The following is a 26,527-nucleotide window of genomic DNA, read 5'->3' as shown; positions in this document are numbered from 1 at the left end:
TCCTGCTCCCTCCGGGGAGTCCTGGACGCCCGCAGACCTACTGTAGGGTGCGCGAGGGTAGCGCGTTCGCGCGGCTCACTCGCCCGGAAGGAGCCGCTCGTGGACCCCTCGCCCGCCCCGGACGCACACCGGCAGCTCGAAGACCGGATGCGCGCGGCCGAATCCGTGACCGGCCCGAGTTTCGACTTCACGGTCTGTGTGAACGAGCCCATCCACCAGCTCGGCGGCATCCAGTCCTACGGCGCCTTGATCGCCGTGGACGACACCGACGTGATCCGGGTGGCCAGCGCCAACTGCGGCGACGTGCTCGGGCACTCGACCGCCGAGCTGCTCGGCTCGGAGTTGGCCGCCCTCATCGGGGCCGAGGGCGTGGCGGCCGTGGCGGCCACCCTGGCCGCGCCGACCGGCGATCGCGGCCTCACCCCCCTCACCGTGCGCCCTTCCGGCGCCGAGTTCGACGTCACCGTCTTTCGCGCCGACGACTACCGCGTACTGGAATTCGAGCCAGCCTCGACCGAGCGGCCCTTCACCTTCGCCCGCTTCTATCCGAGTCTGCGCGCGACGCTGACCCGGTTGCAGGACGAGCCGGGCGTGCTCGAGGTCTGCGCGACCGCAGTCACCGAAATCCGTGCGCTGACCGGCTACGACCGCGTGGTCGCCTATCGATTCGACGGCTCCGACGGTCCCGGCGAGGTGATCGCCGAATCCGTGTCGGATCGACTCGACCCCTGGTACGGGCTGTGGTTCCCGGCCACCGACATCCCGCCGCAAGCGCGCAAACTCTACGAACGCAATTGGATTCGCGTCATCGACGACGTGAACGACGCGACCGCCGCGCTGGTCCCGCCGGTCCTCCCGCACACCGGTCGCCCGCTGGATCTGTCGAATTCCACGCTGCGGACGGTGTCGGGATTCCATCTCGAGTATCTGCGCAACATCGAGGTCGGTTCCTCGATGTCGGTATCGCTGCTGCGCGACGGGCGGCTGTGGGGGCTCATCGCCTGCCACGGGCTCGCCCCGCGCCGGCTGTCCCCCGAGATCCGCGCGGCCTGCGAGTTGTTCGGTGTGATGCTGTCGCTGCAGCTGGCGGCCCTGCAGGATGCCGAGACCGCCGACGCGCGCCAGCGCGCGCGACAAGCGTTGTCCCGGTTGGTGACCGCCCTGGACGCCGACATCGCGGCGTCGCTGTCCGGTCACGGCCGGCTGCTGGAACAGCTGCTCGACGCCGACGCGGTCACGCTCTTCCTCGACGGCGAGTCCACGCCGGTCGCCGGGGACACGGCGCTGATCACCCCGGCCCAGCTGGCCACGCTGCGCCGGTATCTGCCCGAGCTCGGCACCGGTCAGGTGTGGAGCAGCGACTGTCTGGGCGCCCACGCCGCCCGGCTGGCCGGGCTGTCGCCGGCCGTATCCGGCGTGCTCGCACTGGGTTTGAACGGCACCGACGATCTGATCCTGTGGCTGCGCCGGGAACGCCCGTCCTCGCGGGTGTGGGCCACCGATCCCGCCGCCCCCGTCCAGCTCGGACCACACGGCGAACGCCTGACCCCGCGCGGCTCGTCCGCGGTCTACCGCGCTACCGTGCGCGGGCACAGCATGCCGTGGACATCGATGGACATCGCCGTGGCGGAGGAATTCGGCAGCGCCATCACCGATGTCGTGCTCCGCCACAGTGCCCGCCTGGCCGCGCTGAACGCCGAACTGCGCCGGCTCAACGACGATCTGCAAACCTTCGCGCATGCCGCCGCCCACGAGCTCAAGGAACCGCTGCGCGGCATCGCCAACTCGGCCACCTTCATCACCGAGGACGCCGCCGGCACGCTCGACGCCACCACCGTGCGCCGCCTGGACACCATCCGCGGCCTGGCCCAGCGCATGGACGAGCTGATCAACTCGCTGCTGCACTTCGCTCAGCTCGGCCGGGCCGAAATCCGGCGGGAGCCCATCGACCTGCGCGCCGCGACCGAGCGCGCCTTGGAGATCGCCGGCGAGCGGCTGCGCGAGCAGCACGTCCAGGTGACGCTGCCGCAGGCCGGGCTCGGTGTCGTCGCCGACCCGGACCGGGTCCAGGAGATCCTGATCAACCTGCTGGTCAACGCCGCCAAGTACACGCGGGACGAGCATCCGCGCCTGGTCACCGTGGGTGCCGTACCGCAGCACTCCGGGGAGCTGGCGATCTTCGTCTCCGACAACGGCATCGGCATCCCGGAGGAAGGCCAGAAGGACGTGCTGCGCCTGTTCCGGCGGCTGCATTCGCGCGGAGCCCACGGCGGCGGGCACGGCGCCGGGCTCGCGATCGTCGACCGGATCGTCACCCGCCACGGCGGACGCCTGTGGCTGGACTCCGAGGTCGGCGCCGGCACGACGGTGTGGTTCACGCTCGAACCGGACGATGGGCGTAACGGTCCACCCGACCGGGTCGGATAGGATTACCGGGCGGGTGTCGTGATCAAAAAACTGTCGCGGCGCCTGGACCGTTAGTGGTGGAAGCTCGCCACGCCCGATGCGGATGACCGACACATGCCGCCGCTCAGCGCGCGGCCTGGCGATGTGCTGCCGCGAAGAAAGGTCTGCACGTGCCTTTGACAGATCACCATAGAGATTTCGACATCGACGTCCGTACTCTGGGCGCGGCCGTGGTTGTCATGGTCAGCGGAGAGATCGACATGGTGGCCGGCCCGCATCTGCAGCAGTCCTTGGAGCAAGCCCACGATCAGGCGCCGGAGCGCGTGGTGATCGATCTCTCCCGCGTCGAGTTCTTCGACTCCACCGGCGTGAACACCCTGCTCCTGGTGAGCCGGCGCACTCCCACGGCACTGCGCCTGGTCCCCTCCTTCGCGGTGACCAGGCCGCTGGACGCGCTGGGCTTGAAAACCGAGTTCGAACTGTTCGACACTGTCGATGCGGCCGTCGCCGCTGTCGATCGATCCGGCGGGGCGGGTCGAGGCAGACGATGAGCGCTCCCGATTCAAGGAAGTCAATGGACACCCTCGCCTTCGACGCGCACACCCTGGACATCGATGCGCGCGCGGTCCCCGACGAGCTACGGCGCATCCGGCACACACTGCGGACCTGGTTGCGCACGGTGCTCGCCGACGAACGCCGTGTCTACGACCTGGTTCTGGCGGTCAGCGAGGCGTGCACCAACTCCGTCGAACACGGCCACCGCGGTGACGGCGGCCTGCTACGGGTGCGGGGCGTCGTCGAGGGCGCCCGGATCCGGATCCGCGTCTCCGACAGCGGAACCTGGCTGGTTCACCAGGGTCCCGCCGAGACCGATCGCGGGCGCGGGCTCGAATTGATGCGGAGCCTGATCCCGGATGTCCAGATCCAGACCGGCCAGGGCGGCACGGTAGTCGAGTTCAGCGCGCCGCTCTCGGCGTAACCGGCCTCACTCGTTGGACGAGGCGGCGGCGCAATAGTCTTCGGCGCGCGCCGCGGTGGCCAGCAACGCGGTCACCACCTCCGACACCGCCAGCAGCGCCGTGTGCTCGTGGATCGATGTCCCGAATTCGTCACGGATCTGGCATTGGTACCGGCACCACTGCGCGTCGTCGGCGGCGAGCGGATCGCGGCCCAGCCGCGCGGCGAGTTCCCGCAGCGCCGCGGCGATCTGGCGCCGCCGGCCCGCGCGCGAGATCGTCCACCAGGGCCGGTGCAGATCGCCCGGGTAGGTGATCTCCAGCGAGTAACTCCACATCAGGTGTGAGAACAGAACTGCCTCCGATCGCCGGGTAAATCTATGAGTGCATCCCGAAAAACGGCTCAGCGGCGGCTTTTTTGACCGTGAGGCGAGCCGATCTTAACCACGGCACAGCCCATTTCGGCGCACCGCCGAGGACACGCCGGGTAACCGCGGTGCTCACCCCGGCGGTCGCAGCTCGAGCGGCGACGTCGGATCCACGGTGTTCTCCAGCTTTTCCCAGCGGGTCACCAGATCGGCGATCATCAGCATCATGACTTCGGGGAAGGCGAAGAGAAAAGTCTTGTAGCGGTAGTGATCCAGGTAGTAGGCCCGCACCGCGGTCACCGCCGACGCGGTGCTGGTTCGGGCGTCGAAGAACAGGTCGTGGCCGCCCAGGACGGTGCCCGCCGGCAGTGTCGTGCGGGCGTAGATCCCGCCGAAGTCCACCTCTACGGCGCCCTGCGCGATCACGAAGATGCCGTGCGCCACGTCGTCTTCCCGGCAGACGAGATCGCCAGGGGAATAACGGATCTCGTCGAACATCGAGGCGAGGGTTTCCAGGTCGGCGGTCACCAGGGAGCGGAACAGCGCGACGCCGAAGGGGTCCGTGCTCGCGGCCAGAATCTCCATGCGGCACTGCAGTTCCCGCGGCGCGAGATGGCTCATACGCATTCGGGCGAACCGCTTCATGCGATCGATGTCGCGGCGCAGCCGGCGTGACATCTCGGTGGCGGGCGGGGTGTAGATCGAGGCGTCGCCGCTGATGCGCGCGGCCTCCCGCAACCCCGACTCGTAGGCGCTGTGCACGCAGCCCCAGTGGTAGCTGTTGGTTCCTTCCCCGGCGAAGAACAATCGGTCGTCGACGGGATCGGCCAGGATGTCGAGGTCCTTCGCGGAGCCGTGCACGCCGATGCAGGTGTAGGAGCCGCGAGCGAAAGGGTCCGACGACCACGCGGTGCGCGAAACCCGCTGAGCGGCAGGGGCCGCGGAGCCGAAGAGGTCGCGGACGACCGTCTCCGCGTACTCCGTGACCGCTCGGTCCGGCCAGCTTTCCATCGCCCGCCCCAGCGAAGCGCCCAGCAGCAGCACCAGAATCGGCTTGCCGTGCGACTTCCACAGATTGATCACCACGGTCGGGTATTGCTCGGTGTCCCGGCACAGATAACCGAAGACATACTGGTCCGCGGGCCAGAAGCAGGTCCGGTAATGCAACGCGATCTTGTTGAGCGTGCCGAAACCCAGGTGGCCCAGAGCGGTCCGCTTGGCGGCCGGGAGCACCGGATCGAACACCACGGACTCCGCCTTGAGGACACCGACCGGCAGCGTGACCAGGACCTTGTCCGCTTCGAACGTCGTGTGATCGGTGACCACCCGGACCGGGCCGTCCGCCGCGCCGTACTCGATCCGGTGCACGATCTGCCCGGTTTCGATCCGCAGCCCCGCGGCCAGGGCGTCGACCAGGGCCCCGTATCCCTCCCGCAGCACACTGTCGCCGTACCCGTAGACCCGGTAGCCGTCTTCCCAGCACTTGAACGAGAGCTTGCCGGGATCTTCGGCGACATCCTCGCGCAGAATGATGTTCAGGTGGTATCGGACGGCCTGTTCGTCGTCCGCCGAGAGACGCGCGTCGCCGAGGATTCGATCGAGCGACTCCTGGAGCGAGCTGTCGGGCTCGTTCCGGCGGCGAGCGATTTCCGCTCGCCGCTCCAACTCGTGCAGGATCCCGTCGGCGAGTTCGAGCGTCCGGTTCTTTCTCGTCGTGCCGACCGCGCGTCGCTCCGAGCCGAACAGATTCAGGCAGTCGAATCCGCCGGTGTAGGCACTGTCGCCGCCGACGTAACTGAACGGGAGTTCGAAGCGTTCCAGGACCTCGATCAGCGGATTTCCCTCGGTGCCGTGGATCCAATGGGCGCCGAGGTCGACCCCGTCCTCGTCGGTCCAGATCCGGCCGCCGACGCGCTCCCGGGCCTCCAGCACCACGACCGCGTGACCGCGATCCCGCAGGGCGCGGGCGGCGGCCAGCCCGGCGATTCCCGCCCCGACAACGAGCACACGCGACCTCGGCAAAGCGCCCCCTGCGAGCACACCGCTGTCCAATGATCTGGAAAACTCATGTGCCAGATGAGGATTCGAATCGCCCATGTCGCGAGTATGACCATCCGGTGCGCGTTCCGGGCGGAAAATCCCGGCAATAGCTAACAACCAGCGTGGCGTTCAGCGTGTCGCACGACCGGTCGGGACGGTATGGGCCGGGCGCTGAGTGCCTACTCCGCTTCGCGCGCGGTCGCCGCGAGCATCGCGGCCGCCGCCGATTCGACCTGCCGGGCCACGACCTCCGGGGCGGACGCGTCCAGCTTGCCGTCGAGGTGCAGGAAGGCCAGGCCGTGCACCAGAGCCCACACCGCGGCCGCGAGCGGTTCCGGCTCGGACTCCGGGAAGGCCTGCTGCACAATCATTTCGACGTAGTCGCGGATGGCCGCCGCGGCGGCGTCACGCTCGGGGATGGCGGGGTCGGCGAACATCACGCGGAACATGCCCGGGCGGCTGAGGGCGAAGCGCACATACGCTTTCGCGACCACGGCCAGGCTCTCGGGCGTGGCCCGGGCGGGATGGGCCGCGACCAATTGTTCGGCCAGTTCCCGATATCCGACGGCGGCGACGGCCGAGAGCAGGGCGTCCCGGTCGGGGAAGTGGCGGTACGGCGCGGCCGTGGACACCCCGGCCCGCCGCGCCGCGGCGCGCAGCGACAAGTCGGCGGACCCGCCCTCCTCCAGTAACTCCACCGCCGCCCGCACCAGGGCATTGGGCAGATCTCCGTGGTGATACGACGCGGCCATAGCCCATCACCTTAGGGGAGGACCCCGACAGCGATCGGGCAGCGAAGGGCCCGACCGGCACCGCCTATCCGGATTCGAGCGCGGGCCGGACCTCCTGGACGAACAGGCGCAGGGTGCGCCAGCCTTCCGCCACGGGCAGCCCGCCGATCAGCGGGTTGATCACGAGTTCGGTTCGGCCCGACCGGATCCCGTCGACGCACTGGGCGGGGGTGAGGATTTCGTATTTGCCGCTGCGGCGTAGCCCCTCGAGTGAGTCCGAGGCGAACTCCCCCGGCCGCCGCAGCCCCTCGACCCGCCACTGCCAGTATTCGGCCGCCTCGGCCTGGAGGTACGGAAAGTACTGCGGCCACGCCGAATCCGGGTCGGGATGCAGCAGTGTCATGGTGTTGCCGCCGGGCCCCGGACGGTAGACGAAACCGTGGTGGCCGCGTGCGCGGGATTCCTCGCGGTATCGGCGCTCGAGCTCCGGCATCGGCATGGGCGGGTAGAACGGCAGTCCGAATCGCGCGGCGCGCGACGCCGCGCGCTCGCTCATGCCGCCGATGAAGCACAGCGGGTGCGGTTTCGTCCGCGGCTTGGGCGTGACATCGATGGTGCGCCCCCGGTATTCGAACGGCTCCGCGCCCCACGCGCGCAGCATGACGTCGAGGCATTCGTCCATCAGTTCGCCGCGGCGACTCCACTCCCGGCCCAGCGCCTCGTATTCCTCGCGGCGGTACCCCAGACCGGCGACGAAGCTGAACCGGCCGGCACTGAGGTTGTCCAGCACCGCGATGTCCTCGGCCAGGCGAACGGGGTCGTAGAGCGGGACCAGCAGCGCCGCGACATTGACCCGGATCCGGCGGGTCCGTGCCGCGACGGCGGCGGCCAGCAGCAGCGGCGACGGCAGCCAGCCGCCGCGCGCGAGATGATGCTCCTCGCAGTTGATCGCGGTGAATCCGTGCGCGTCCGCGTACTCGGCCATCTCCAGCGCTGCGAGATAGCGCTCCTCGTGCTCCCCGCCGGGCTGATGAGTCATGTTCAGCCGCAAGGCGGTAACCAACTCGGAGTACCCGTTGTTCGCCATGTCCCGCCGTTCGATCGCGCCGATGCCCAGACAAACAGTAGTCTAGACAGCTGTACAGTCCGGCGGAAACGGTCAGCTTCCCGCTCGGACCGGCAGCGGCGGGGTGCGAGGGAAGGTGACCGGCAGCGATTCGAGGGCGCGATGGAACGGCCCCGGCCGCCAGAGCAAGTCCTCGACGGGGACGGCCAGCGCCAGTTCGGGCAGGGCGTCGAGCAGGTAATCGATGGCGTCCTGGGCGATCTGGTAGCCGAGCAGGCGGGCCGGGCACTGGTGCGGCCCGAGACTCCAGGCGAGATGTGACCGGTTGCCCGTCGGGTTGGCGCGATCGCCCTGGATGGCCGGGTCGGCGTTGGATCCGGCCATGCTGATCACCACCGGCTGATGCGCCGGCAGCCACACGCCCTCGACCAGCGTGGGCTGACGCGGGTAGGTGACCGCGTAGTTGGCCAGCGGCGGGTTGGTGAACAGCACCTCGTCGAGCGCGTCGCGAGTGGAGAGGCTGCCGCCGAGCAGATCGCCCGCGAAGCGCGGGTCGGTCATCATCAGCAGCAACGTGTTCGAGATCAGGTGCACCTGCGGTTCGCTGCCGCTGCCGTGCAGCGTCACCAGCTGATGAATGAGTTCCTCGGTACCCAGATCGGTCGCGGTGATGAGATGGGAGGTCATATCGCGGCCGGGCTTGGCGCGTTTGCGGGTGATGTGCTCGCCCAGCGCCTCGTGCAGCAGTTCGTTGCCGATATTGGCGTCACCGGCGGCATCGAAGATCGCGGCCATGCCGGCGCCGACCCGGGCGCTGGTGTCGGCGTCGAAGCCCAGGATGTGATCGAGCACCGAATACACCAGCGGATAGATGTACTGCGAGAGCAGGTCGGCCGCGGCCATCGGGGTGCGCGCGGCGCTCTCCTCGGCGGGCCCGCTGCAGAAGGTGTTGATCAGCGGGGCCGCGAACTCCTCGACGACCGTGTGCATACCGCTCAGGTTGACGGTGCCGATCGCCGCGACGTTGGCCGCGCGATAGCGGGCGTGCTCCGGGCCGGTGCTGCGTTCGGCGTTGGGGCGCCATTCCATCATCGGCAGGATCGGGCAGCCCGCGGGTACCCCCGTCTGCCACTGGCGCGGATCGGCCGGGAAACGGTCCGGGTCGTTGAGGATGTGCACGGCAGTCTGATAGCTGAGTACCAGAGTGGCAGCAACCCCCGGGGCAAGCTCCACCGGGGCGAGCGGGCCGTACCGCGCGCGCAGGCCGGCGTAGGCCGCGTGCGGATCGACAGCGAATTCGGGGCTATACATTGCGAAGCGGGGCTCGTCGTCGCCGATTCCCGGGCCGACCGGATAGGCCGGTGTGGATGCCCGTTGCGGTATGTCGGGTGAGTGCGAGGCGGTCACGGATCTCCCAGATCGGTGTGTCGAGAAACAGGCAGTGACAGGTCCGCACCGGGCGCGGTCGAAATGCCAGGCCGCTCGGCATATTCGGGAGGGGGGAAACAGCGGCGCCACAGAGTGCTGGCGTGCTCAGAAACGCGAAACCCCGAACTCCTGTACCGATGTTGCCGTCGGCCTCGCAGGCCATAATTGTTGCCCCAGAGCGGCTTTCAGAACGCTGGTACCTTTATACCGCATCCGTCCGGCATCCGGCGGCCGCATCACGAAACGGTCGCGTCCACGCGCGGGTGATGGCACCCGACCCCGGCTGATGCCGATCCCGCGAAACGCGATAGCGAATATTCAGCTAATGGTGTGCCGGTTGTGTTCGAATGATTCGGACCGCTCGTCGACCGCTCGGCCACCCACCTGAGGATCACCGATGCCCACGCTACTGACCGGCGCGCACATCTGGGACGGGCTGACCGACACCCGCGGCGACCGCCGCGACCTGTTGATCGAGGGCGACCGGATCACGAAGATCGACGCCCGCCTGGACCCACCTGCGGGCGCGACGGTCATCGATCTGAGCGGGCACACCGTGACGCCGGGATTCATGGATTGTCACACCCACGTCACCGTCACTCCCGACCTGGTCTCGGCCCTGACCCGCTCCCCCACCGCTGTGGCGTTCCGCTCGCTCGCGATTCTGAAAACGCTGCTGCACAACGGATTCACCACGGTGCGCGATCTGATGGGCACCGACCCCGGATTCAGCGTGCTCGACCTGCGCGACGCCGTCGCCGCCGGGATCGTCCCCGGACCGCGCATGCTCGTCGCCCCGCACCTCATCTCCGCGCGCGGCGGACACGGCGACTTCAGCGGTATCCTCGCCGCCGCCGTGCAGGGCGGCGGACGGCCGCTGGAGATGGCCGCCGCCGACGGCTGCGACGAGATCCGCACCCGGGTGCGCCAAGAGATCCGGGCCGGTGCGGACTGGATCAAGTTCGGCGCCACCGGCGGATTCTCCAGCCCCTCGGATGATCCCGCGCATACGACCTACAGCCAGGAGGAGATGGATACCCTCGTGGCCACCGCGCGGGATCTCGGCCGCCCCGCCACCCCGCACTGCTACGGCGACGAAGGGATCAAACGGGCGGTCCGGGCGGGCGTCCGCAGCATCGAACACGGCAACCTGGCCGGCCGCGAGGCGTTGCAGATGATGACCGACCACGGCGTCTATCTGATCCCGACCCAGTTCACGGTGCTCGAGGACGCCGAACGCGTCGACGACGACGCCTATTGGGCCGACAAGCCCGCCTTCAAACGCCGGAAATTCCGTCAGCATCGCAAGGCCCTGCTCGACGGTGCGGAATACGTCGCCGCCAGTGCGGTCGAGATCGCCTACGGCACCGACGCGGGCATGTTTCCGCACGCGGAGAACTGGAAGGAGTTCCCGGCGATGGTGAAGAACGGGATCAGTCCCGTCCGCGCGCTCCGCGCCGCCACCAGCGTCGCCGCCGAATTGCTCGGCCTCGATGAGCTGGGCGTGCTCGCCGTGGGCAGGATCGCCGATATCATCGCCATGCCCGGGGACCCGTTCACCGATATCGCGGTGACCGGGAAGGTGGATTTCGTCATGAAAGAAGGCGTCGTCTACCGGCAGCCGTCCGGGGTCGCCGGATAGCGCGCGTGGGCCGTTTGCCGTCGCCGCAAGGGCGGAATGGTGCGGCTCACATCAAATTTTTGTCTCGGCAAACTCCCCGCGCATGTCCGCCTTCCGCTCGGGAGTCCAGGCGTTTCCTGATCGAAAACACCTTTCGTTCATCTTGCGTTCACTTTCTATTAACCGGTCGTGATCACCCTGTAACGAGGTCGCAAACAGACCTCAAGTTCGTAAGTTCGTGAACGAGCTACAACATCGTTCGGAAAGAGCCGTTGAGCCAGGACCACCTGCCGCGGCCGGCGGAGCGAGCATCCAGCTCGCGATCCCCAACTCCGACTCCCCCTATTCGATGGCACAGAGCCATGGATCCGGGCTGCCGCGCAGCTGGATCGCCCCTGCTCCCGAACAAGGAAAGACGACACGATGAAGTTTCCCACCCTCCGACGACCGAACCTGCGCGAAGACATCGGGTTCGCCCTGGCCGCCGCGGGCATCGCGGCCGTGACCGCCTCCTCCGCGGTGGCGATGGCCGACACCGGCGCGCCCGCCCCGGCCGCCATGGCCGCCGAAGCCAAGACCGCGCACACCGCCGCGGCCGTCTCCCCGAAGGCGGGCGGCGACTACCCCGACAACCTCGACGGCTGGATCCGCGAGGCGCTCGAGGTGCTGAAGGCCAACAAGATCCCCGCCACCTACGAGGGCATCCACAAGAACATCATCCGCGAATCGGCCGGTAAGCGCGACGCGATCAACCAGTGGGACTCCAACGCCGCCATGGGCATCCCCTCCAAGGGCCTGCTGCAGGTGATCGACCCCACGTTCCAGGCCTACCACGTCCCGGGCACCCCGAACGACGTCTGGGATCCGGTCGCCAACATCGCCGCGGCCTGCAACTACGCCGCGCACCGCTACGGCTCGATGGACAACGTCAACTCGGCGTACTGATCCGTCGTAACCCTGCCCGTCGCCCGCCGCACCGCCAGCCCCGCTGGCCGAGCAGCGGGCGACGAGCGTGTCCGGCGCCCGACCAGCGCGGCGCCGCCCCGCGGGTGTTCTAGACTCGGGCCGTGCCGAGTGCCGAATCCGCAGCGTCCGCCACCCTGGGCGGTCGGCAGGCGCGCTGGCAGCCGCACAACGAGAGCCGGCGGGAGCTGATCGTCGCGGCGACCATCGCGCTGATCGAGCAGACGCCGGGCGGCGCGGAAATCTCGATGCAGCAGATCGCCGAGCGGGCCGGATTGGCCAAATCGGTGGTGTACCGGCAGTTTTCCGGGCGTGACGACCTGGATCGCCGGGTGCGCACGGCCATCGGGGAACGCTTCACCGACACCCTCGACGAGGCGCTGGACGTGGCCGTCGGATCGATCCGCGAGATCATCCTGCGCGCCATCGCGGCCGTGGTGGACTGGTTCGAAAACCACCAGCGCCTGCACGATTTCCTGCGTAAGGGCCCGGCGGTCGGCGATCCGGACGAGGTCGACGCCGCCACCGGCCTGGCCACCGCCGTCGCCGCGCGCACGCGCGGCCTGGTCTCGGGGCTGGCGGGCGTGGTCGGCGTCGTCGACGAACCCGCCGTCGACACCATGACTTTCGCCATCGTGTCCATGGTCGAGGCGACGGTGACGCGCTGGACGCGGGACCCCGCGCCCGCGCTGCCCCGCGCCACGCTGATCACCACCGTGGCCGGTTACGCCTGGAGCGTGGTCGACGCCGTCGCCCGCGAGCACGGACTCACCCTGGACCCGGACCGGCCGCTGCTCGACGTGCTCCAGGAACTTTCCGAACCGCGCTGATCCGAGCGAAAAATCAAGCGGTGCGGCGCATTCCGCGTTCCGGTTCGCTCCGGTACCGCGACGGCGCGCCGCCGATGTGCAGCAGCGACCACAGCGGCCTGGTGACCGGGTTCATCAGGCCCAGGTCGGTGGCGAGCTTGCGCATGTCGGCGAAGTATCCGGACAGGATGCGCCGCGACTGCGGTGCGGCCCAGAACGCTTCGCGCATGACCTCCTCGGGGATGTCGAACTGCCGCGCGAACGAGCGGGGCGGAGACATGATCTCACCCGCCAGCCAGCGCATGGCGAGCGGAAACGCCACGGCGCATACCGCTTTCGACGCCGCGCTCATGTGCGCGAGGTGCGCCGCGAGGAACTCCCCCGCGAACGAGATGTGCCGCGCCTCCTCGGCGATGTGGATCTCCATGGTGCGCAGCACCGCGGGCGGTACCGAGTCGCCGTCGCGGATCAGCGCCTTCTGATAGTGATCGATCGGCTCCTCACCGCCCAGGATGCCGATGAACAGGATGACGTGCGCGTAGCCGCCGGCGACGCCGATGTAGGGCGAGAGCGCCTTGAACAGCCGCCGCATCCCGGGCACGTCCACGCCGATGCGGTTGACCAGCTCCTGGAACATCTGGATGTGGTTGCACTCTTCGGTCATCTCGTGCAGGCAGTACCGGAACTCGGGAGAACCGTTGGGCAGCTTCATGATGTACTGCATCATCCCGCGGATGAGCACGCTCTCGAAGGCCGCGCCGACCTTGATGACGTTGGCGATCCGCCACTTCCCGATCTCGATCTGCCGCTCCAGCGGCAGTTCCCGATACCAGCGGGTGGCGCCGAGCGGGTCGTATTCCGGGGACAGGACCCAGCGTGGATCGTCCGGGTCGATCGCGAATTCCGGTGCGTCCCAGTCGATGTCCCGGTAGGGATCGAAGCTGCGGTGAACCGAGCCCTCGGACAGGGTCGTCAGCGCGTCCCGGTAGTCCTGGTCGAACAGTTCCCCAAGCGATCGCGACAGCGTCATCGGTATCTCCTCGTTCGGGCCGACCGGCGCGCGGTCGGTGCATCTCTACCGAGGATATATGGGACTCCGAGTCTCACACAATGGCCGGAGCCGCCCTCATCGACGCTGAACTACAGACCGGGGCTCCTGAAGTCCGATAGGCAACCGGCCTGACCGCCGCTCAGGCGCCGAGGGCCTCGATCACCTCGGCGCCGGGCAGCCGCGCGAGCAGCGCGCCGGGGAGCAGCAGTTTCGAGCGGCGCAGGCCCGAGCCGATGATCGCGACGTCCATCGACAGGACGCGGCTGTCGATCAGCAGCCGCCAGTGCGCGGGCAATCCGATCGGGGTGATGCCGCCGTATTCCATGCCGGTGTCGCCGACCGCGCGCTCCAGCGGCAGGAACGACGACTTGCGGACGTCCAGGGTCTTCTTGACCACGTTGTTGACGTCGACGCGGGTGTCCGCGCGCACCACGCACGCCGCGACGCGTTCCGCTCCCTCGCGTTTACCGGCGACGACCACGCAGTTCGCGCCCGCGGTCAGCGGCAGCGCGAAATGCTCCATCATGGTCGCGGTGTCGGCGAGGTCCGGGTCGATCTCGACCACCGCGACCTGATCGGCGGCCGCCCACGCCGCCACCGCCGCGGCGACCGGCGCAGCCAGCAGCTCCGGGTGCTGGTCGGCGGGCATCGAGACGAGGTTCTGCACCCTCGGCAAAGTCATACGCACATCTTCCCCTCGGGCCCGGATCCACGCCCGCCGACGTAGGCTGCGAAAAAAGTTTTCGGTTGGTTGTCGATCTGTGCCGTATCCCGTTCGACCTAGGGATGTACGAAGGCACCACACCTACCCGAGGAGACAGACCATGAAGTACATGCTGATCATGCGCGCGACCGACGAAGCCTGGGCCTCGATCGGCGAAGTCGATTTCGACGAGATTCTCGAGACCATGGGCAAGTTCAACGACGAACTGATCCGGGCGGGCGTTCTGGTCGCCGCCGAGGGGCTCGAGGACGCGGCCGAGACGGTGGTCGTCGATTACGCCTCGGAGACGCCCGTCGTCACCGACGGACCCTACGGCGAGACCAAGGAGCTCTTCGGCGGCTACTACATCCTCAACGTCGCCTCCAAGGAAGAGGCCGTCGAGTGGGCCAAGCGGATGCCGATGACCGGCCCCGGCGTCAAGACCGAGATCCGCCGGGTCACCTCCATCGACGAGTTCCCGCAGGACAACGAGTGGATCAAGAAGGAACGCGCCTGGCGCGAAGCCACCGGCCAGCTCTGAGGACGCGATGACGCACCACACCGGCCGGGAAGCCGTCGCCGCGGTCTGGCGGATCGAATCCGCGCGGATCGTCGGCGCGCTGGCCCGCTACACCGGCGACTTCGCGATGGCCGAGGACCTCGCCCAGGAGGCGCTCGCGGAGGCGCTGGTGACGTGGCCGCGCGACGGCGTGCCACGGCAACCGGCCGGGTGGCTGCTCACCGTGGGGCGGCGGCGGGCGATCGACGCGTTCCGGCGGCGCGCCGCCCTCGACGACCGATACGTGGCGCTGGCGGGCGCGCTCGACGAGGGCGAGCTGTCGACCGGTGGGCCCGCGCCCGAGGCTCCGGTCCTGTGGGATCCCGATCAGATCGATGACGACGTCCTCGCCCTGATCTTCATCTCCTGCCATCCCGTGCTCTCCCGCGAAGCGCGGCTGGCGTTGACGTTGCGCGTGGTCGGCGGCCTGTCCAGCGACGAGATCGCCAAGGCGTGCCTGGTGCCGACCGCGACGGTGCAGGCCCGGATCACCCGGGCGAAGAAGACGCTCGGAGCCGCCGGGATCGCGTTCGAGGTGCCGCCCGCGACCGAGCGGCCCGCCCGGCTCGGTTCGGTGCTGGGAGTCCTCTATCTGATCTTCACCGAGGGTTCGTCGGCCAGTACCGGCAGTGATCTGATCCGCTTCGATCTGGCTGGGGAGGCGGTGCGGCTGGCCCGGGTCCTGGCCCGTCTGATGCCCGGCGAAGCCGAGGTGTACGGCCTGCTCGCCCTGCTGGAACTCACCGCGGCACGGTTCCCCGCCCGCACCGGACCCGACGGCGAACCGGTCCTGCTCGAGCAGCAGGACCGCCGCCGCTGGGACCGCTCCGCGATCCGGCGCGGCCGGGCCGCGCTGAGCAAGGCCGCCGAAGTCGGCCGCGGACTCGGCGCCTACGGTTTGCAGGCCGCGATCGCCGAGTGCCACGCCGTCGCCCCCTCGGTCGAGGCGACGAACTGGGAACGCGTGGTGCTGCTCTACGAAGCCCTGGGCCGCCTCGCCCCCTCGCCGGTGGTGGACCTGAACCGCGCCGTGGCGGTCTCGATGGCCACCGGCCCCGCCGCCGCCCTTCCCATCGTCGACCAGCTGGCCGCCGCGGGCGCCCTCCCGAACTCCCATCTGCTACCGAGCGTGCGCGGCGAACTCCTGATCCGTCTCGGCCGCACCGCCGAGGCCCGCGCCGCCCTGACCGAGGCCATCCACCTTTGCGGCAACGACCGCGAAAAGGTAGTCCTCACAAGAAAACTCGCTACTCTGCCCTGAGCAGCTACCTACCCCGGCATTACCCGGGAGACCGGCGTAGGTAGCGGCCGCGCGGGTCCCCCTGGACCTTGCCGTCGCCGAAGATGCGGTGGCCGCGCAGGTAGACCTCGGTGACGCGGGAGCGCAGCTCGAAGCCCTCGAAAGGAGTGTATTCCTGGGCGGATTCGGAATCGGCGGCGCGCACGGTCCAGCGGGCCTCTGGGTCGAGGAGGACGATGTCGGCGTCGTAGCCGGGGGCGATCTCGCCCTTGGTGTCCAAGCCGTAGCGCCGGGCGGGGTTGGTCGAGGTCAGGGCCGCGATACGGGAGAGAGGCAGGCCGCGGCGCAGGCCCTCGCCGACCAGGCCGGCGAGCAGGTATTCCGCGCCGCCGAAACCGGATTTGGCCGCGAACACGTCGTCGCGGTCGGCTCCGAACTTCTGTTCCTCGCGGCAGCAGGCGTGATCGCTGACCACCCAGTCGATCTCTCCCGCGAGCAGGTGCCGCCACAGCGTCTCGACGTCGTCGCGTTCACGCAGGGGCGGGTTCACCTTGCCGCCGAGGCCGTGCGCGGTGTCCACGTCGGCGAGTAGATGGCCGATGGTGACCTCGCGCCGGAAGTCGATGTGCGGGAAGGCTTTCGCCATGGTGAGCGCGGCCTCGACCGCCTTGCCCGAGGACAGGTGCAGCAGGTTGATGCCGGCCAGTCCGGTCTCGTGGGCGAGGTAGGCGGCCATGGTGATCGCCAGACCTTCGGAATGCGGTGGGCGCGAGGCGCTGTAGGCGCGCAGACCGGTGAGTTCACCGGCCTGTTCCACCAATTCGGTGTAGGCGGCCATGATCTCGGCGGTCTCGCAGTGCAGCGACAGCGACAGCCGGTCGCCGAAGCGGGCCCGGGCGGCCTGGATGCCGCGCATCACGAACTCGAAGTGGGCCAGGTCGTAGCGTTCCCGGGGCGGGATCATCAGGAATTCGGCTTGATCGGCCGAGCGCCCGTGCAGGCCGTGGCCGCCGTAGAACATGAATATCTTGAACGAGGTGACACCGAAATCCGTGACCAGCGCGGGGATCTCGGCGATGTGCTCGGCTGTCATCGGGGCCAGGTGCAGGGCGTGGTCGACGAAGGACCGGCCCGCCATGCGCTCGAGCACCTCCGGAACGAACTCGCGATAGGACCCGCCGCGATTGAGGTAGTAGCGGCCGGTGCGCATGTAGGTGATCGAGGTGGTGACACCGCCCTGGGCACAGGCCCGGCTCTCGGTGTCGGTGTCGGCGGACAGCTCCTGGTAGATCCCCCAGTGCTGGTGCGCGTCGACCACCCCGGGGAAAGCGAGCAGGCCCCCGGCGTCGACGACACGCTCCGCGCCGCCCGCGGCCAGCCCCGGGCCCACCTCGGCGATCACCCCGCCGGACACGGCGATGTCCACGGGATCGCTGCGGTCGTCGGTGGAACGCACCACCCGGGCGTTGCGAATAAGCAGGTCGATCGCCGCCATGGCCGCTCCAGACTCTCGGTTCCGACAGTTTCTCTATGCGAAACAGCGTTCCTATTTTGGCGATCATCGCAGTAGGATGCGCTGACAGTCAATGCCGCAGAGGCGTTTTCACGTTTCTCGATGGGAAACGATTGCTCGAGCAGGGAGTAGCGCGATGGACGGTCCACTGTCGGGAATCCGGGTGCTGGACGTGGCGACGCTGTTCGCCGGGCCGCTGGCGGCGACGCTGCTGGCGGACTTCGGCGCGGAGGTGGTGAAGATCGAGCATCCCCGGGGTGATCCCGTGCGCAGCCACGGCGCGCAGCGCGACGGCGTCGGCCTGTGGTGGAAGATGCTGGGGCGCGGCAAGCGATCGATCACCCTCTACCTCGGCGCACCCGAGGGCCAGGAGATCTTCCGGCGGCTGGTGGCCGACGCGGACGTGGTGATCGAGAACTTCCGGCCCGGCACCCTGGAACGCTGGGGGCTGGGCTACGACGAACTGCGCGCGATCAACCCGCGCCTGGTGCTCACCCGGGTCACCGGATTCGGCCAGATCGGCCCGTACGCGCATCGGCCGGGTTTCGGCACCCTCGCCGAGGCCATGAGCGGCTTCGCCGCCATGACCGGCGAGCCCGATGGGCCGCCGATGCTGCCGCCCTTCGGGCTCGCCGACGGAATCGCCGCGCTGGCAACGGCGTTCGCCGTGCTGACCGCGCTGCGCGCCCGTGAGCGGGACGGGCGCGGCCAGCAGATCGACATGGCCATCGTCGAACCCATCCTCACCCTGCTGGGCCCGCAGCTCACCGCCTACGACCAGCTGGGCGAGCTGCCGCCGCGCACGGGTAATCGCTCCACCAACAACGCGCCGCGCAATATCTACCGCACCGGTGACCAGGGCTGGGTCGCGGTCTCCACCAGTGCCCAGTCGGTGGCCGAACGGGTGCTCCGACTGGTCGGGCGCCCGGATCTGATCGAGTTCCCGTGGTTCGCCACCGGGGCCGGGCGCGCCGAGCACGCCGACGAACTGGACGCCGCGGTGAGCGCGTGGATCGGCGCGCGCACGACCGCGGAGGTGCTCGACGCCTTCGACAAGGCCGAGGCGGCGGTCGCGCCGGTCTACACCGCCGCCGACATCATGACCGATCCGCAGTTCCAGGCCCTGGGCACCGTCGCCGAACTGCCGGACGCCGAACTCGGTCCGATCAAGATGCAGAACCTGCTGTTCCGGCTTTCGGAGACCCCGGGGCGGCTGCGCTGGACCGGGCCGCCGCTGGGCGCGCACACCGCCGAGGTGCTCGGCCGCTACGGGGTGGACGCCGCCCGGCTGGCCGAGCTGCGGGCCGCGGGGGTGGTCCGGTGAACGGGCGCGATCCGCTGGTCGAGGCGGTGCGGGGCGGGGTGCGGCTGATCGAGCTCGGTCAGCCCTTCTTCACGGGAATGCCGTGCTCGCCGAACCACCCGGGTTTCCGGATGACCCTGGCGCGCAGGCACGGTGACATGGTGCGGCCCGACGGCGGCTCGGCCGCGAACGAGGTCATCGTGACCGGCGGGCACGTCGGCACCCACATCGACGCGCTGAGCCATGTCAGCCAGGACGGGCTGCTGCACGGCGGCCTCGATGCCCAGCAGGCGCAGCGCGGTGGCCGATTCACCGTGCACGGAGCCGAGCACCTGCCCGGTTTCCTGTGCCGCGGCCTGCTGCTCGACATCGCGGGCCTGCACGGCGCCGAGACCCTGCCCGGCGGTTACGAGATCACCGCCGACGATCTGGAGCGCGCGGCGGAACTGGCCGGGGTGCACCCGGAACCGGGCGATGTCGTCCTGATTCGCACCGGCTGGGCCCGCCTGTTCGACGACGCCCCGGCCTATCTGGGCGGGGCCTCCGGTGTTCCGGGCGCGGGCGTCGAGGCGGCCCGCTGGCTCGCCCGGCACGGCGTCGCCGCCACCGGCGCGGACACCACCGCCTACGAATGCCTCGCCCCCGGCGCGGGCCACAGTGTGCTGCCCGTGCATCGGGTGCTGCTGGTGGACGCCGGAATCTTCATCCTCGAGCACCTGGCCCTGGAGGAGATCGCCGCCGCCGGGGTGCGCGAGTTCGTCTTCGTGCTCGCGCCGCTGCGCATCGTCGGCGGGACCGGGTCACCGGTGCGCCCGCTGGCCGCCGTGAGCGAGGCACGGTCATGAGCGAGCCGACCGTCGTGCAGCGACTGGCCGAGTTCGCTTTCACGGCAGGGGAACTCGGCGTCGGCGCGGACCTGCGCGCCGACGCCGCCCGGCGGGTGCTCGACGTGCTCGGCAACAGTGTGGCCGCGCGGACCACCCCGGCCGCGGCCGCGGTGCGCGGGGTGATCGAGGACTGGGCCGGTCGCCCCCAGGCCAGCGCGCTCGGGCTCGCCGGGCGCCATCCCGCCGCCGGCGCCGCCCTCTACAACGGAACCCTGGCGCACGCCATGGATTTCGACGACACGCACCTGCCCTCGGTGCTGCACCCCTCGGCGTCGGTGGTGCCCGCCGCCCTGGCCGTCGCCCAGGCCGCGGGCGCGTCCGGCGCGGCGCTGCTGGACGCGGTCGCGGCCGGCGTCGAGATCACCGTTCGCCTCGGCATGGCCGGTTACGACGCGGCCCTGGGCAATTCGGTGTTCTTCGAGCGTGGTCTGCACGCCACCGCGATCTGCGGCACGCTCGGCGCGGCCGCGGCGGCGGCGATGCTGAGCGGCCTGGACCGCGCCGGGATCGCCCACGCCCTCGGCATCGCCGCGAGCATGGGCGCGGGCCTGCTGGAGGCCAACCGCACCGGCGGCACCGTGAAGCGCACGCACTGCGGCTGGGCCGCGCACTCGGGTGTCACCGCGGCGCAGCTGGCCCGGCACGGGCTCACCGGGCCGCCGACGGTCATCGAAGGGAGATTCGGTCTCTTGCAAGCGTTTTGCGGTGCGCAGGCCGACCCGGGGAGCGTCACGAACGGCCTCGGCGAACACTGGGAGCTGCCGGGGGTCTTCTTCAAGCCCTATCCGTGCAATCACTTCACCCACGCCGGGATCGATGCCGCCCTGCGGCTGCGCGACCGCGGGGTCACCGCGGCCCGGATCGACCACCTCGTGCTGGGCGTTCCCACGCCGGTGCTGCGCACCATCGCCGAACCGGCAGAGGCCAAGCGGCGGCCCGAATCCGGCTACCATGCGGCGTTTTCCGGGCCGTATACGCTCGCGGCCGCCTTGCTCGGCGGCGGCGGACTCGGGGTCTTCCACGAGGACTTCACCGATGCCGCGGCCCGGGATCCCGAACGACTCGCCTTGGCGGCGCGGGTCCGCTGCGACGCGGACCCGCACTGCGACACCATTTTTCCGCACCAGTTCCCGGCCGTTCTGACCGCGCACCTGTGCGACGGCAGTGTGCTCGTCGAACGCGTGGACCACAACCGCGGCGGCCCCGGCAATCCGCTGTCCGCCGCCGAGCTTGCCGCGAAGTTCCGGCTCAACACCGCGCGCACCCTCAGCGCGACCCGCGCCGCGCAGATCAGCGACCTCGTCTACGGACTCGCCGAGTGCGACCGGATCGATCACCTGCTGGCGCAGTTCGCTACCACGGACCCGGCGCCGGTGCCCTGACCGCTCGCCGGTCAGGGCACCGGGAAGTCGCCTGCGCGACCGAGCAACGCCGGGACCGGCGCGCCCAGGACCCCACCCAGCCACCGGCCGGTCTCGGCCACCGACGCCAGGTCGACGCCGGTGCGCAGCCCCATCCGGTGCAGCGTGTAGAGCAGGTCCTCGGTGGCGATGTTGCCGGTGGCGGCGGGAGCGAAGGGGCAGCCGCCGACACCGCCGGTGCTCGCGTCCAGCACGGTCGCGCCGGCTTCGAGCGCGGCGAGGGCGTTGGCGTAGCCGGTGTTGCGGGTGTTGTGGAAATGGCAGCGGGCCAGCGCATCCGGGGCCCGCTCGCGCAATCCGGCGACCAGCGTCCGCACCCGGTCCGGGGTGCCGACGCCGATGGTGTCGGCGAGGGCGATCTCGTCGGGGTCCGACGCGGCGACCTGACCGATCAGGTCGAGTACCCGGCCCGGATCGACCTCGCCCTCGAAGGGGCACCCGAAGGCGGCGGCCACGGTGACGGTGCGGTGCAGACCCGCCGCGGCCGCCCTGGCGGACAGGGCACGCCAGCGTCGCACCCCCTCGGCGGTGTCGCAGCCCTGATTACGACCGCTGAACGAATCCGTCGCGACGACAACGACATTGATCTCGTGCACGCCCGCGGCCAGCGCCCGGTCCAGCCCGCGTTCGTTGAACACCAGCCCGGCGTAGGAGACACCCGCCGGGCGCGGCACACCCGCCATGACGGCTTCGGCGTCGGCCATCTGCGGAACCCGCCCCGGATGCACGAAACTCACCGCCTCGATCCGCCGCAGACCGGCGGCGACCGAGCGCTCGATCAGGCGGATCTTGTCGGCGGTGGCGACGGTCTCCGCCTCGTTCTGCAAGCCGTCGCGCGGCGCTACCTCGACCAGCGTGACATCCACCGGGGCCTCCCGTTCCACCGGCGCGGGCACCGATCATGTTGCCGCACCGTTTCACTCAGGGATACAGTGTATCCACTTTGCGCTACACGCTACCCGGTCGTCCGGGCCGCCGACAGAGGGAGATCGCTCCGATGCCAGCCGAAACCACCACCCCGACCGGGCCGCTGGCCGATCTCCGCGTGATCGAGATGGGCCAGTTGCTCGCGGGTCCGTTCTGCGGGCAGCTGCTCGGCGACTTCGGCGCCGAGGTCATCAAACTGGAGGCGCCGGGCAGCGGTGATCCGATGCGGCAGTGGGGGCGCGAGCAAGCCGACGGCAAGTCGCTGTGGTGGCCGGTGGTGGCGCGCAACAAGAAGTCGGTGACCTGCAATCTGCGCGATCCGGAGGGGCAGCGCCTGGCCCGGGAACTGATCGCACGCGCCGACATCGTGATCGAGAACTTCCGGCCCGGCACGATGGAACGCTGGGGCCTGGGCTACGAGCGCCTGCGCGAGTCGAACCCCGGCCTGATCATGGTGCGCGTCACCGGATACGGGCAGACCGGGCCCTACGCCCCCCGCGCCGGCTACGGCTCGATCGGCGAGGCGATGGGCGGAATTCGCTACACGACAGGCGATCCCGAGCACCGCCCGGCACGCACCGGCATCTCGATCGGCGATTCGCTCGCGGCCGTCTTCGCGACCATCGGCACGCTGGCCGCCGTGCACCATCGTCACCGCACCGGCGCCGGGCAGCTGGTGGACTCGGCGATCTACGAGGCGGTGCTGGCGATGATGGAATCCCTGCTCCCGGAGTACGCGGTCACCGGCTACCAGCGCGAGCGCACCGGATCGGTGCTGCCGAATGTCGCGCCCTCCAACGTCTATCCGACCGCGGGCGGGGAGATGATCCTGATCGCGGCCAACCAGGACACCGTCTTCACCCGGCTCGCCGAGCTGATGGGCCGGCCCGAACTGGCCACCGACGAACGGTATTCCAGCCATACCGCCCGTGGCGCGCGCATGACCGAACTCGACGAGCTGATCGCCGCTTGGACCTCGGCCGCCGACGCGGAGCAGCTGCTCGAGCGCCTGCACGCGGCGGGCGTGCCGGCCGGGCGCATCTACACCGCCCGGGACATGTTCGCCGATCCGCATTTCGCCGCGCGCGAGGCGATCGTGCGCGTCGCCCACCCCGAACTCGGCGAGCTGCCCATGCAGAACGTGGTGCCGAAACTGAGCGCGACACCCGGCTCGGTCCGGCACGCGGGACCCACGCTGGGGCAGCACAATACCGACGTCTACCGGGGCCTGCTCGGCCTCGACGCCGACCGCCTGACCACACTCGCCGCCACCGGCGTCATCTGAGAGGCGCTGTGCCATGCAGGATCTCACCGCCGACGCCCGCAGCGCGGGCTATGGCTCACGGCTGGGCGCGGGCAGCAGTCCGGCCGTCCTGGTCATCGACGTGTGCGCGGCCTACGTGACCGACGGCTCGCCCCTGCGCGCACCGGTCGAGGCCGCGGTGCGGGCCACCACGCGGGTGGTGCGCCAGGCCCGCGACCACGGCTATCCGGTGATCTTCACGCGGGTGAGCTACCGCCCGGGCAGCGCGGACGGCGGCCTGTTCCGCCGCAAGATCCCGACCCTGAGCGTGTTCGAGGAGGGCAACCCGCTGGCGGAGTTCCTCGCCGACCCGGCCCCGCTCCCCGGCGAATCGGTGGTGACCAAGCAGTATCCGAGCGCCTTCCACGGCACCGCGCTGGCCGCCAATCTCACCGCCGACGGTATCGACACGGTGCTCGTCACCGGTCTCACCACCAGCGGCTGCGTGCGGGCCACCACCACCGACGCACTACAGCACGGCTTCCGGCCCCTCGTCGTCGCCGACGCCTGCGGTGACCGCGATCCGCGCCTGCACGAGGCGAACCTGTTCGATCTCGACGCCAAGTACGCCGACGTGATCGATCTCGCGGAGGCCCTGCGGGTCCTGCGCTGAACCGTGGTCACCGCCAGGAGTAGCTACCGCCGTTCGACCGCTACCGCGACGTCCAGCGCGGCACCGGCGCCGTAGACGAAGTCCCGGGCAGCCTCGTCGCCGAGGCTGGCCAGGAACCACATCGCGGTCCAGCGGGCGGTGGTGGCGATGGTGTCCGGCCAGGCGGTGGTGGCCGCGAGCGGGTCCGGCGCCGCGCCGGGCGGATTGTTCGCGTCGGTGAGCCCGAAATGGTTGGCGCCCAGCAGATCGACGAAGACCGCGGCCGGCGCGCCGGTGAGCCGGGCGAAGCTCTCGCGGGCTTCCGCCGGCTCGCTGACGCCGTCATTGGTGCCGTTGACGAACATGACCGGAATCCCCTTCACCGCAACCGGATCGACGGCCGCGCCGACGGTGGTGTTGGCACCGTGGCCGACCACCGCGCGCAGCTCCGCGGGATGGGTGAACGACAGGCCGAAGCAGAACGGCGGCTGGCAGCGGTCGGCCGCCGCGTACAGCGCGGCGGCCGCGCCGTAGGAGTGCCCCGCGACCACCAGGGTGCCGGGATCGATCATGCGCCCGAGCGCGGAATTCCGGTCGGCGGCCTCGGCGCGGGCCCAGGCGACGACCGCGTTCAGCTGATGCTCGCTGGGCAGCGTCACCTCGGCGAACGGCAGTACCCGATGCTCGGCCACCACCACGACGAAGCCGTAATCGGCCAGGGCGGAGGCGAATCCGGCGTAGTAGCGCCGGCCGACGTTCGCGCCGGGCAGTACCAGCGCGACCGGCAGCCGCCGGTCGGCTCGCGCCGGCGCGAAGACAGAGGCGGCGTCGCCGTCGATGACGACCTGCCGCACAGGCGGATTCGCGGACGCGACCGGAGGGGTGAGCAGCAGACCGAGCAGACCCGCGATGGCCACTACGAAGGCTCGCATGGCACCTCGTTTCGATTGTGGAAACACCGTTTCGGTGTGAAACTATCGGCGAAGCATAGCCCGCGAAACGCTGTTTCGCACAAGAGAACAGGGGAAGAAATGGGCCCGCATCCGCATGGCTGGTGGATCCTGCTGCACCTGGTGTTGTTCGTCTTCTGGCTGGGCGGCGACCTGGGCGTCTACTACTCCAGCCGCTTCGTCATCGACCCCGAACTCACTCCGGCGGCCCGCGGGACCGCGCTGTCGATCATGAGCGGCCTGGACCTCGGCCCTAAGGTGTGCCTGGTGCTGTTCCTGCCCAGCGGCGTCACGCTGATGGCGCTCGAGCCGCACGGCGCGCACGCGTTCGGCGTCGCACTCTTCCCCTGGTGGACGCTGGCTCTGGTCTGGGCCGGCGCGGCGATCTGGCTGGCGCTGACGGTGATTCAGCATCGGACGCACGGCCGGATTCCGGTGGTGCGCCGAACCGATCTCACGATCCGGTGGACGGTGATCGCCGCCATGACGGGCACGGGGCTCTACACCGTGCTCGCGCCGGAGCCGTTCGGGGTGACCACCAATCCGAAATGGCTGGGCCTCAAGGTGCTGCTGTACGCGACCGCGATCGGTGCGGGCCTGGGCATCCGAATGATGTTGCGGCCCTTCGGCCCGGCCTTCGCCGCGGTGCAGTCGGGCGGATCCGGCGGCCCGGCCGAGCAGACCCTGCGCCGCAGCATCGACGGCTGCCTACCGTATGTCTGGGCGATCTGGGCGAGCGTGCTGGCCGCCGCGGTGCTGGGCGTGCTCAAGCCCGCGGCCCGGCTGTGAACTCAGCCGGTGTGCCCCAGCTGCGCGGACACCGCGTTCGTGGCCTTCTGCAGCATCGGCACGTATTCGCTCAGGCGCGGCTGGAAACGCGAGAGCGGGCCGCAGACGCTGATCGCGGCCACCACGCCACCGTCGTGATCGAGCACCGGCGCCGCGATCGAGGCCGCGCCGATCTGCCGTTCGCCCAGCGAGATCGCGTAGCCGCGTTTGCGCACCTCGGCCAGTTCGGTGCGCAGTTTGCGCGGGGTGGTGATGGTCGCGTCGGTGAAGGGGGTGAGTTCGTGCCGGTCCAGGTAGTCGTCGATCTCGGTCTTGCGCAGGAAGGCCAGGATCGCCTTGGACGAACTGCCCGCGTGCAGCGGATAGGGCACGCCCAGTGCGACTTCCATGCGCAGCTCCTGATCCGGCACGACCTGGTCCACGTACATGCGGGTGTCGCCGCGCCGGATGGACAGGGTGGCCGTCTCCCCCGTGAGGGTGGCCAGGCGGCGCAGTTCCGGGCCGGCCATCACGCGCAGATCGGTGCGGGCCAGATAGGCGCGCCCGAGCGCGATGGCGGCGTGCCCCAGCGCGTACCGGCGCGTGGTGGGCTCGACCGTGATCAGCTCGCGGTTGCGCAGCGCGGTGAGGATGCGGTGCACCGCGGCCTTGGTGAGACCGAGTTCGTTGGCGATCTCCGTCACCCCGAGATCGGGGCGGCCGGTGCGCCCGAACAGCAGCAACACGTCCATGGCTCGCTCGACGGCGGCGATGGAACGACTGGAATTCTCGCCTTCGGTGTCCGACACGCCCCCAGCTTAGGTCACACGATTTCCCGATGGGAAACAACCTGCCGAAGCCGGCGGGCGCGACCGGAAATCGGTGTGCGACAGCCGCCTTCCCTATTGCGCGCCGCCCGCGA

Annotated in this window: 25 protein-coding genes; 14 read left to right on the top strand and 11 right to left on the bottom strand. The window is 69.9% G+C overall.

Features of this window, described 5'->3' with window-relative positions; all coding sequences use genetic code 11:
* Window positions 1-99: 99 nt before the first annotated feature.
* The 3 genes from AB0I43_RS17950 to AB0I43_RS17940 all read left to right on the top strand — a co-directional run bounded on the left by AB0I43_RS17950 (window position 100) and on the right by AB0I43_RS17940 (window position 3,385).
* On the top strand, window positions 100-2,427 hold the full coding sequence (locus AB0I43_RS17950) for an ATP-binding protein (RefSeq protein ID WP_356979254.1): 2,328 nt from the start codon (window positions 100-102) through the stop codon (window positions 2,425-2,427).
* Window positions 2,428-2,576: 149 nt separating this feature from the next.
* Window positions 2,577-2,957 (top strand): STAS domain-containing protein, encoded by a 381-nt coding sequence (locus AB0I43_RS17945; RefSeq protein ID WP_356979253.1) that lies wholly within the window; start codon window positions 2,577-2,579, stop codon window positions 2,955-2,957.
* Window positions 2,958-2,980: 23 nt separating this feature from the next.
* Entirely contained in the window at window positions 2,981-3,385 is a 405-nt protein-coding gene (locus tag AB0I43_RS17940) for an ATP-binding protein (RefSeq protein ID WP_356979252.1), read from the top strand.
* Window positions 3,386-3,391: 6 nt separating this feature from the next.
* Here the strand turns inward: AB0I43_RS17940 and AB0I43_RS17935 are convergent, their stop codons facing one another.
* The 5 genes from AB0I43_RS17935 to AB0I43_RS17915 form a co-directional block, all read right to left on the bottom strand.
* Complete coding sequence (locus AB0I43_RS17935; protein ID WP_356979251.1) at window positions 3,392-3,700, bottom strand: hypothetical protein; 309 nt, start codon at window positions 3,698-3,700, stop codon at window positions 3,392-3,394.
* A 162-nt stretch (window positions 3,701-3,862) separates the two neighbouring features.
* Entirely contained in the window at window positions 3,863-5,827 is a 1,965-nt protein-coding gene (locus tag AB0I43_RS17930; protein WP_356979249.1) for an FAD-dependent oxidoreductase, read from the bottom strand.
* 122 nt (window positions 5,828-5,949) lie between these two features.
* Window positions 5,950-6,522: a TetR/AcrR family transcriptional regulator gene (locus AB0I43_RS17925; RefSeq protein ID WP_356979247.1), complete on the bottom strand. Its 573-nt coding sequence runs from the start codon at window positions 6,520-6,522 to the stop codon at window positions 5,950-5,952.
* Between the two features lie 64 nt (window positions 6,523-6,586).
* Window positions 6,587-7,588: an LLM class flavin-dependent oxidoreductase gene (locus AB0I43_RS17920; RefSeq protein WP_356979245.1), complete on the bottom strand. Its 1,002-nt coding sequence runs from the start codon at window positions 7,586-7,588 to the stop codon at window positions 6,587-6,589.
* Between the two features lie 72 nt (window positions 7,589-7,660).
* Window positions 7,661-8,878 carry a cytochrome P450 gene (locus AB0I43_RS17915; RefSeq protein ID WP_356979244.1) on the bottom strand — a complete coding sequence of 406 codons (1,218 nt, stop codon included), beginning with the start codon at window positions 8,876-8,878 and terminating at the stop codon, window positions 7,661-7,663.
* Between the two features lie 514 nt (window positions 8,879-9,392).
* On the opposite strand from AB0I43_RS17915, the gene AB0I43_RS17910 reads away from it, so the two are divergent.
* The 3 genes from AB0I43_RS17910 to AB0I43_RS17900 all read left to right on the top strand — a co-directional run bounded on the left by AB0I43_RS17910 (window position 9,393) and on the right by AB0I43_RS17900 (window position 12,409).
* The gene (locus tag AB0I43_RS17910; RefSeq protein ID WP_356979242.1) at window positions 9,393-10,637 is read left to right on the top strand and encodes an amidohydrolase family protein; all 1,245 of its coding nucleotides are present in this window, start codon (window positions 9,393-9,395) and stop codon (window positions 10,635-10,637) included.
* A gap of 402 nt (window positions 10,638-11,039) precedes the next feature.
* A complete protein-coding gene (locus AB0I43_RS17905; RefSeq protein ID WP_356979240.1) occupies window positions 11,040-11,561 on the top strand; it encodes a transglycosylase SLT domain-containing protein in 522 nt (173 codons plus the stop codon).
* A gap of 122 nt (window positions 11,562-11,683) precedes the next feature.
* A complete protein-coding gene (locus AB0I43_RS17900; RefSeq protein WP_356979239.1) occupies window positions 11,684-12,409 on the top strand; it encodes a TetR/AcrR family transcriptional regulator in 726 nt (241 codons plus the stop codon).
* A gap of 13 nt (window positions 12,410-12,422) precedes the next feature.
* Here the strand turns inward: AB0I43_RS17900 and AB0I43_RS17895 are convergent, their stop codons facing one another.
* Both AB0I43_RS17895 and AB0I43_RS17890 read right to left on the bottom strand, forming a co-directional pair.
* Entirely contained in the window at window positions 12,423-13,424 is a 1,002-nt protein-coding gene (locus AB0I43_RS17895) for a diiron oxygenase (protein ID WP_356979384.1), read from the bottom strand.
* A gap of 154 nt (window positions 13,425-13,578) precedes the next feature.
* A complete protein-coding gene (locus AB0I43_RS17890; RefSeq protein WP_356979237.1) occupies window positions 13,579-14,121 on the bottom strand; it encodes a YbaK/EbsC family protein in 543 nt (180 codons plus the stop codon).
* A gap of 142 nt (window positions 14,122-14,263) precedes the next feature.
* Here AB0I43_RS17890 and AB0I43_RS17885 point away from each other — a divergent pair, with 142 nt between their 5' ends.
* Together AB0I43_RS17885 and AB0I43_RS17880 are read left to right on the top strand one after the other, a co-directional pair.
* The gene (locus AB0I43_RS17885) at window positions 14,264-14,683 is read left to right on the top strand and encodes a YciI family protein (protein ID WP_356979235.1); all 420 of its coding nucleotides are present in this window, start codon (window positions 14,264-14,266) and stop codon (window positions 14,681-14,683) included.
* A 7-nt stretch (window positions 14,684-14,690) separates the two neighbouring features.
* Window positions 14,691-15,962, top strand: coding sequence for a DUF6596 domain-containing protein (locus AB0I43_RS17880; RefSeq protein WP_356979234.1), 1,272 nt, complete (start codon window positions 14,691-14,693; stop codon window positions 15,960-15,962).
* Window positions 15,963-15,981: 19 nt separating this feature from the next.
* Here the strand turns inward: AB0I43_RS17880 and AB0I43_RS17875 are convergent, their stop codons facing one another.
* Complete coding sequence (locus tag AB0I43_RS17875; protein ID WP_356979233.1) at window positions 15,982-17,436, bottom strand: dihydroorotase family protein; 1,455 nt, start codon at window positions 17,434-17,436, stop codon at window positions 15,982-15,984.
* A 154-nt stretch (window positions 17,437-17,590) separates the two neighbouring features.
* Between AB0I43_RS17875 and AB0I43_RS17870 the strand changes: the two genes are divergently transcribed.
* From AB0I43_RS17870 to AB0I43_RS17860, 3 genes are read left to right on the top strand one after another with little or no spacing between them, the layout of a single operon-like run.
* Window positions 17,591-18,778, top strand: coding sequence for a CoA transferase (locus AB0I43_RS17870; protein ID WP_356979231.1), 1,188 nt, complete (start codon window positions 17,591-17,593; stop codon window positions 18,776-18,778).
* Window positions 18,775-19,602 (top strand): cyclase family protein, encoded by an 828-nt coding sequence (locus AB0I43_RS17865; RefSeq protein ID WP_356979229.1) that lies wholly within the window; start codon window positions 18,775-18,777, stop codon window positions 19,600-19,602. Before AB0I43_RS17870 ends, AB0I43_RS17865 begins: the two co-directional genes overlap by 4 nt.
* The gene (locus AB0I43_RS17860; protein WP_356979228.1) at window positions 19,599-21,026 is read left to right on the top strand and encodes an MmgE/PrpD family protein; all 1,428 of its coding nucleotides are present in this window, start codon (window positions 19,599-19,601) and stop codon (window positions 21,024-21,026) included. The genes AB0I43_RS17865 and AB0I43_RS17860 overlap by 4 nt, the downstream gene beginning before the upstream one ends.
* Before the next feature lie 11 nt (window positions 21,027-21,037).
* Here AB0I43_RS17860 and AB0I43_RS17855 read toward each other — a convergent pair whose 3' ends face one another.
* Window positions 21,038-21,931 carry a hydroxymethylglutaryl-CoA lyase gene (locus AB0I43_RS17855; protein WP_356979227.1) on the bottom strand — a complete coding sequence of 298 codons (894 nt, stop codon included), beginning with the start codon at window positions 21,929-21,931 and terminating at the stop codon, window positions 21,038-21,040.
* 131 nt (window positions 21,932-22,062) lie between these two features.
* Here AB0I43_RS17855 and AB0I43_RS17850 point away from each other — a divergent pair, with 131 nt between their 5' ends.
* Entirely contained in the window at window positions 22,063-23,277 is a 1,215-nt protein-coding gene (locus AB0I43_RS17850) for a CoA transferase (protein WP_356979225.1), read from the top strand.
* 13 nt (window positions 23,278-23,290) lie between these two features.
* Complete coding sequence (locus tag AB0I43_RS17845) at window positions 23,291-23,908, top strand: isochorismatase family protein (RefSeq protein ID WP_356979224.1); 618 nt, start codon at window positions 23,291-23,293, stop codon at window positions 23,906-23,908.
* Between the two features lie 23 nt (window positions 23,909-23,931).
* Here the strand turns inward: AB0I43_RS17845 and AB0I43_RS17840 are convergent, their stop codons facing one another.
* Complete coding sequence (locus tag AB0I43_RS17840) at window positions 23,932-24,819, bottom strand: hypothetical protein (RefSeq protein ID WP_356979223.1); 888 nt, start codon at window positions 24,817-24,819, stop codon at window positions 23,932-23,934.
* Between the two features lie 99 nt (window positions 24,820-24,918).
* On the opposite strand from AB0I43_RS17840, the gene AB0I43_RS17835 reads away from it, so the two are divergent.
* Entirely contained in the window at window positions 24,919-25,626 is a 708-nt protein-coding gene (locus AB0I43_RS17835; RefSeq protein WP_356979221.1) for a hypothetical protein, read from the top strand.
* Between the two features lie 2 nt (window positions 25,627-25,628).
* Here AB0I43_RS17835 and AB0I43_RS17830 read toward each other — a convergent pair whose 3' ends face one another.
* Window positions 25,629-26,414, bottom strand: coding sequence for an IclR family transcriptional regulator (locus tag AB0I43_RS17830; RefSeq protein ID WP_356979219.1), 786 nt, complete (start codon window positions 26,412-26,414; stop codon window positions 25,629-25,631).
* Window positions 26,415-26,527 lie beyond the last annotated feature (113 nt).

It is taken from the genome of Nocardia sp. NPDC050435, assembly GCF_040655395.1.
In the GTDB taxonomy this organism is placed as follows: Bacteria; Actinomycetota; Actinomycetes; order Mycobacteriales; family Mycobacteriaceae; genus Nocardia.
The sequence above is the reverse complement of the archived record's forward strand: the minus strand, read 5'-3'. Positions and strand labels throughout refer to the sequence as shown.